This is a genomic window from Agrococcus citreus (assembly GCF_039527715.1).
Classification (GTDB): domain Bacteria; phylum Actinomycetota; class Actinomycetes; order Actinomycetales; family Microbacteriaceae; genus Agrococcus; species Agrococcus citreus.
Genome location: NZ_BAAAKK010000001.1, coordinates 479,137 through 485,080, shown reverse-complemented (window position 1 = coordinate 485,080; position 5,944 = coordinate 479,137). Strand labels below are relative to the sequence as shown.

The 5,944-nt window shown below is 74.8% G+C and carries 7 protein-coding genes and 1 pseudogene; all 8 read right to left on the bottom strand.

Going from position 1 to position 5,944, the window contains the following annotated elements; genetic code table 11:
• Positions 1 to 959: chorismate-binding protein (locus tag ABD106_RS02390; protein WP_343916921.1), on the bottom strand; the 959-nt coding region annotated here is incomplete at its 3' end.
• Entirely contained in the window at positions 956 to 1,303 is a 348-nt protein-coding gene (hisI, locus tag ABD106_RS02385; protein ID WP_343916919.1) for a phosphoribosyl-AMP cyclohydrolase, read from the bottom strand. The genes ABD106_RS02390 and hisI, both read right to left, overlap by 4 nt.
• Positions 1,300 to 2,097: an imidazole glycerol phosphate synthase subunit HisF gene (gene hisF, locus ABD106_RS02380; protein WP_343916917.1), complete on the bottom strand. Its 798-nt coding sequence runs from the start codon at positions 2,095 to 2,097 to the stop codon at positions 1,300 to 1,302. Before hisF ends, hisI begins: the two co-directional genes overlap by 4 nt.
• Positions 2,097 to 2,936: an ATP phosphoribosyltransferase gene (gene hisG, locus ABD106_RS02375; protein WP_343916915.1), complete on the bottom strand. Its 840-nt coding sequence runs from the start codon at positions 2,934 to 2,936 to the stop codon at positions 2,097 to 2,099. The genes hisF and hisG overlap by 1 nt, the downstream gene beginning before the upstream one ends.
• A 34-nt stretch (positions 2,937 to 2,970) precedes the next feature.
• Entirely contained in the window at positions 2,971 to 3,234 is a 264-nt protein-coding gene (locus ABD106_RS02370; RefSeq protein WP_343916913.1) for a phosphoribosyl-ATP diphosphatase, read from the bottom strand.
• Positions 3,231 to 3,971, bottom strand: a complete 741-nt coding sequence (gene rpe, locus ABD106_RS02365; protein ID WP_343916911.1) for a ribulose-phosphate 3-epimerase — start codon at positions 3,969 to 3,971, stop codon at positions 3,231 to 3,233. Before rpe ends, ABD106_RS02370 begins: the two co-directional genes overlap by 4 nt.
• Positions 3,972 to 4,141: 170 nt before the next feature.
• The gene (locus ABD106_RS02360; RefSeq protein WP_343916909.1) at positions 4,142 to 5,473 is read right to left on the bottom strand and encodes an RsmB/NOP family class I SAM-dependent RNA methyltransferase; all 1,332 of its coding nucleotides are present in this window, start codon (positions 5,471 to 5,473) and stop codon (positions 4,142 to 4,144) included.
• Positions 5,470 to 5,944: pseudogene (locus tag ABD106_RS02355) on the bottom strand (hypothetical protein); the annotation flags it as partial. The gene ABD106_RS02360 and the pseudogene ABD106_RS02355, both read right to left, overlap by 4 nt.

Genomic DNA, 5,944 nt, shown 5'->3' with positions numbered 1-5,944 from the left:
GTCGCGGCCCCGTCGTGCACGGTCACGAGCGCCTCGGGGCTCGAGCCGACGACCGCGTACGGGGCGCCGGCCGCATCCTCGAGCGAGAGCAGGTAGAGGTAGGGCGAGGGGTTCAGCATGCGCAGCACCCGGTAGACCTCGAGCGGGTCGGCGTCGGTCTCGAGGTCGAAGCGCGCCGAGAGCACGACCTGGAAGACGTCGCCGTCGACGATGTGCTGCTTCGAGGTGTCGACCATCGCGCGGAAGCCGTCGGCGGTGACGCTGGAGGTCGGGTGCGGCGCAGCATCGCGGTCGAGGGCGGCGAGCGAGCCGGGCTCGGGCCGCGACAGGGCCGCCTCGAGCGCGTCGAGCCGAGCCTGGGCGTCGAGCCACAGCGCATCCGCGTCGTCGACGCCGTCGTTGAGCACGTTCGCGACGAGGTGCGCGGCACCGGTGCGGTGATCGAGCACGACGAGCGTCGCCGCGAGCGACATCGCGATCGCCGGCACCTCGACCTCGCGCGGCGGGGCGTCGGGCAGGCGCTCGAGCTCGCGCACAGCCTCCCAGCCGATGTGGCCGACGAGGCCGCTCGTGAGCCGCGGCAGCCCCTCGATCCGGGGCGTCGACCAGCGGCGCAGCACGTGCTCGACCGTCTCGAGCCCGCCGCGCGGCACGTCGTCGCCGAGCAGCCGCTCGGCGCTCACCGACTCGGAGCGCCAGTGGACCTCGCCGCGGTCGGCGGTGAGCAGGCCGAAGGAGGCGACGCCCACGAACGAGTACCGGCTCCAGACGCCCTGCTGGGCCGACTCGAGCAGGAACGACCCGGGGCGGCCCGCGGCGACCCGGCGGTAGACGCCGACGGGCGTCTCGGCGTCGAGGAAGACCTCGCGCACGACGGGCACGACGCGGTGGTGCGGCAGCAGGGCCTCGAACGCAGCGCGCGCAGTGGTGCCCGCGCCCGGCGACCCGGCCTCGATCACGGCTCCCCCGCATCCACCATGTCGACGGGCGTGAAGAAGCACGATCGGGCGCCGGTGTGGCACGCAGGACCGGTCTGGTCGACGCGGATGAGGAGCGCGTCGCCGTCGCAGTCGAGCGCGATCGAGCGCGGCACCTGGATGTTGCCGGAGGTGTCGCCCTTGCGCCAGTACTCCTGGCGCGAGCGCGACCAGAACGTCACGCGGCCCTCGCTCGCGGTGCGGCGGAGCGCCTCGGCGTCCATGTAGCCGACCATGAGCACGTCGCCCGTCGCGTCGTCCTGGATGACGGCGGCGACGAGGCCGTCCGCGTCGAGCTTGAGCTCTGGCATCCGCAGCTCGGTCATCGGACCGTCACCCCCGCATCGCGCATCGCTGCCTTGACCTCGCCGATCGTGCACTGGCCGCTGTGGAAGATGCTCGCGGCGAGCACGGCGTCGGCGCCGGCGGCGACCGCGGGCGCGAAGTGCGCCGGCTCCCCCGCGCCGCCCGAGGCGATCACGGGCGTCGTCGCGACGCCGCGCACGGCGCGCAGCAGCTCGAGGTCGAAGCCCTCCTTCGTGCCGTCGGCGTCGATCGAGTTGACGAGCAGCTCGCCGACGCCGCGGGCGACGCCCTCGCGCGCCCACGCGAGCGCGTCGAGGCCCGCGCCGCGGCTGCCGCCGTGGGTCGTCACCTCGAAGCCGGAGGGCTGCGTCGCCGAGCGTCGCACGTCGAGCGAGAGCACGAGCACCTGCGAGCCGAAGTCGGCGACGATGCGGTCGATGAGCGCGGGGTCGCGGATCGCGGCCGAGTTCACGCCCACCTTGTCGGCGCCGTGCGCGAGCAGGCGCGCGACGTCGTCGCGGCTGCGCACGCCGCCGCCGACGGTGAGCGGGATGAAGATCTGCTCGGCCGTGCGCTCGACGACGTCGAGCATCGTGCCGGCGTCGTCGACCGTGGCCTTGACGTCGAGGAAGGTGAGCTCGTCGGCGCCCTGCTCGGCGTAGCGGGCGGCGAGCTCGACGGGGTCGCCCTGGTCGGTGAGCCCCTGGAAGCGCACGCCCTTGACGACCCGGCCGTGCGCGACGTCGAGGCACGGGATGACGCGGGTCGCGAGCGTCGTCATCGCGGTCGGCCCGACTCCGGCTGCGGCGGTCATCAGATGCGCGCGGCGTGGATGCGCGTGACGATGATGGCGCGCGCGCCCACGTCGGCGAGCGCGTCCATGATGCTGTTCGTCTCGTCGCGGCGCACCATCACCCGCACGGCCGCCCACTCCGCGTCGCGCAGCGGGCTCACCGTCGCGCTCTCGAAGCCGGATGCCACGGCGATCGCCGCGTCGAGGTGGGAGCGCTGGATGTCGTAGTCGACGAGCACGTAGTCGCGCGCGACGATGACGCCGTCGAGGCGGCGCTTGAGGGTCGAGAGGCCCGGCACGTCGCGGCCGCTCGAGATGAGCACGGCCTCGCTCGCGAGGATCGGCTCGCCGAAGATCTCGAGGCCCTGGGCGCGCAGGGTGGCGCCGGTCTCGACGACGTCGGCGACGGCATCCGCGACCCCGAGCCGCACGGCCGACTCCACGGCCCCGTCGAGGTGGACGAGCTCGGCCTCGACGCCGACCTCGGCGAGGTTCTGCTCGACGAGCAGCGTGAACGACGAGGCGACGCGGGCGCCCGCGAGGTCGGCGGCGCTCCCGAAGCGACCGGCCAGTCCCGCGAAGCGGAGCGTCGAGCGGGCGAAGCCGAGCCCCTTGACCTCCTGGGCGGGCGAGCCCGAGTCGAGCAGCAGGTCGCGGCCGGTGATGCCGACGTCGAGCGCGCCCGAGCCGACGTAGGTGGCGATGTCACGCGGGCGGAGGTAGAAGAACTCCACCTCGTTGCGCGCGTCGACGGAGATGAGCTCCTTCGAGTCGCGGCGACCGCGGTAGCCGGCCTCCTCGAGCATCTGGGCAGCCGTCTCGGCGAGCGAGCCCTTGTTGGGCACGGCGATCTTCAGCATGGTTCCTCGGGTCTGACGAGCGATGGGCGGCGCTTCAGAGATGTCGGTAGACGTCCTGGAGCGTGATGCCCTTCGCCAGCATGAGCACCTGCAGGTGGTACAGCAGCTGCGAGATCTCCATCGCGGCGTCGTCGTCCGACTCATGCTCCGCCGCCATCCAGACCTCGGCGGCCTCCTCGACGATCTTCTTCCCGATCTCGTGGACGCCGGCGTCGACGGCCGCGACGGTGCCGGAGCCCTCGCGGCGCTCGGCGAGGGTGCGCTCGAGCTCCGCGTACAGCTCGTCGAAGGTCTTCACCGCTCCAGGCTACCGGCTGCGCCGTCGCCCGACGCGCCGGCGGCGCCGCGGTGGATCGCGCGCAGATCGATCATGCCGGTGTCGAACGCGCCCTTGCCGGCGGCGCGCAGCTCGGCGATGCGGTCGGCGGGCGAGGCGTGCCCGTAGACGGCGCTGCCGGCGACGAACACGTTCGCGCCGGAGGCGGCGGCGATGGGGAGGGTCTCGGCGGTGATGCCGCCGTCGACCTGCAGCGCGAGCTCGATGCCGAGCTCCTCCGCCCGGCCGCGGAGCGCCTCGAGCTTCGGCATCATCTCGCCCATGAACGCCTGGCCGCCGAAGCCGGGCTCGACGGTCATGATGAGCACCATGTCGAACTCGGGCAGGTGCTCGAGCACTCGGTCGATGCCGGTGCCGGGCTTGACCGCGATCGCGGCGCGCGTGCCTCGGGCGCGCAGCTCGCGCGCGAGCGCGATGGCGTCGCGGGTCGCCTCGGCGTGGAACGTGACCGACTCGACGCCGTCGATCGCGTACTGGGGCGCCCACGTGTCGGGGTCATCGATCATGAGGTGCACGTCGAGCGGCAGCCGGGTCACCTCGGCGATGCGCTGCACCATCGGCAGCCCGAAGGTGAGGTTGGGCACGAAGTGCGCGTCCATGATGTCGACGTGCACGCCGTCGGCCGTCGCGATCTTCTCGAGGTCGCGCTCGAGGTTCACGAAGTCCGCCGACAGGATGCTGGGGTGGATCCTGACCATGCCTTCCAGCCTAGCCGCGGGCGGCGCCGCCGCCCGCCTCGCCGCTGGGCCGTGACGGCGGCGCCAGCATGTGCACGGTGCTGTGGCTTCGCGCGCGGCGGAGCGACAGCAGCGTGCACACGGGCGAGGGTCTGGGCGCGAGTCGAGCCGCGCTGCTCGCCGCGGCCGCCCTAGGCGGTGGTCAGCAGCTGGATGAACATCGCGTCGGTGCCGTTGCGGTGCGGCCACAGCTGCACCGCGTCGCCCGTCTCGCCGAGCGCGATGCCGGGCGAGAGCTCGCGCACGACCGCGCGCGTGTCGACGGGCACGAGCCCGAGGGCGGCAGCTCGGTCGACGACGGCGCGCGTCTCGGCGAGGTGGGGCGAGCACGTGACGTAGGCGACGAGGCCACCGGGAGCGACCGCTCGGGCAGCGGCCTCGAGCAGGTCGCCCTGCAGCGCGGCGAGCTCCGGCACGTCGGTGGGCCGCTTGCGCCAGCGCGCCTCGGGCCGTCGGCGCAGCGCGCCGAGGCCCGTGCACGGCGCGTCGAGCAGCACGCGATCGAATGCTCCCGCCGTGTCGCCCGTGCCGTAGCGGCGGCCGTCGCCCGTGACGACGTCGGGGCGCGGGCGGATGCTGCGCACGGCATCGCGCACGAGTCGCGCACGGTGCGGCAGCAGCTCGTTCGCCTCGAGCGAGGCGCCCGCGACGGCGGCCTCGGCGGCCATGAGCGCCGCCTTGCCGCCGGGACCGGCGCACAGGTCGAGCCACCGCTCCCCCGGCCGCACGGGCCGCGCTCGGGTGAGGGCGAGCGCGGCGAGCTGCGAGCCCGCATCCTGCACCCGCCAGCTGCCGTCGGCGACCTGCGGCAGGCGCGCCGGGTCCCCGGGCGGCGCGACGCGGCCGATGGGGCTCGCCGTGCGCTCCGCGTCGAGCGCGTCGGGCTCGGCGATGCCCGGCAGGGCGACGAGCTGCACGGCGGGCGGGTCGTTGTCGGCGGCGAGCAGCGCGCCGAGCTCGTCGGCGGCGCCCTCGCGCTCGAGCGTGCGGCGCAGCGCCCGCAGCACCCATGCCGGGTGGGCGGTCTCGAGCGCGAGCCGGTCGTCGTCCGACATCGCGCCCGTGAGGCGCGCGAGGCGCTCCTCGGCGGGCACCTCCGAGAGCCGGCGCAGCACGGCGTTCGCGAAGCCCGCCCTGCCCTTGTGCTTGCCCAGCAGCGCGACGGTCTCGTGCACGGCGGCGTGGACGGGCGTGCGCATCCGGCTCAGCTGGTGCGAGCCGATGCGGAGGGTCGCGAGCGTCGTCGGGTCGATCTCGTCGATCGGCCTGCCGGCGGCGTCGGCGATGAGGGCGTCGTGCAGCCCCTGCCAGCGGAGCGTGCCGTACGCGAGCTCGGTCGCGAAGCCGGCATCGGCGGGGCTCAGGCGAGCCTCGCGGATGCGCGCGGGCAGCAGCAGGTTCGCGTACGCGTCGTCGCGATCGACGGCGAGCACGACGTCGCGGGCGACCTCGCGGGCGCTCATGCCGCGCCTCCCCGTGCGGGCGTCGCCGTCGCGGACGTCCCAGGCTCGGACGTCGCGATCCCGGACGTGCCAGGCGCGGACATCGTCGTCGCGAACGTCGCCGTGCCGCCGCGGCCGCGCAGCCAGTCGGCGCCCGCCATCGGGCGCTTGCCGGCGGGCTGCACCTCGAGCAGCTCGAGCGGCGCGCTGCCCGTCCCGACGATCGCCGTGCGGCCGGCGAGCTGGGCCGAGCCGGGCGGGATCGGCTCCGCGCCCGAGCGCGCGAGCGCCAGCAGCTTCACGCGCTCCCCCTCGCCATCCGGCTCGAGCAGCGTGGCGTGCGCGCCGGGCTCGGGGGTGACGCCGCGCCAGCGGTTCAGCACCGCGGGCGCGGTCGAGGCGAGGTCGATCGCGCCGTCGGCGAGCGTGAGCTTCGGCGCGAAGGTGGGCGCGCCGACCTGCGCCTCGAACGTCGCCGTGCCGGCCGCGATC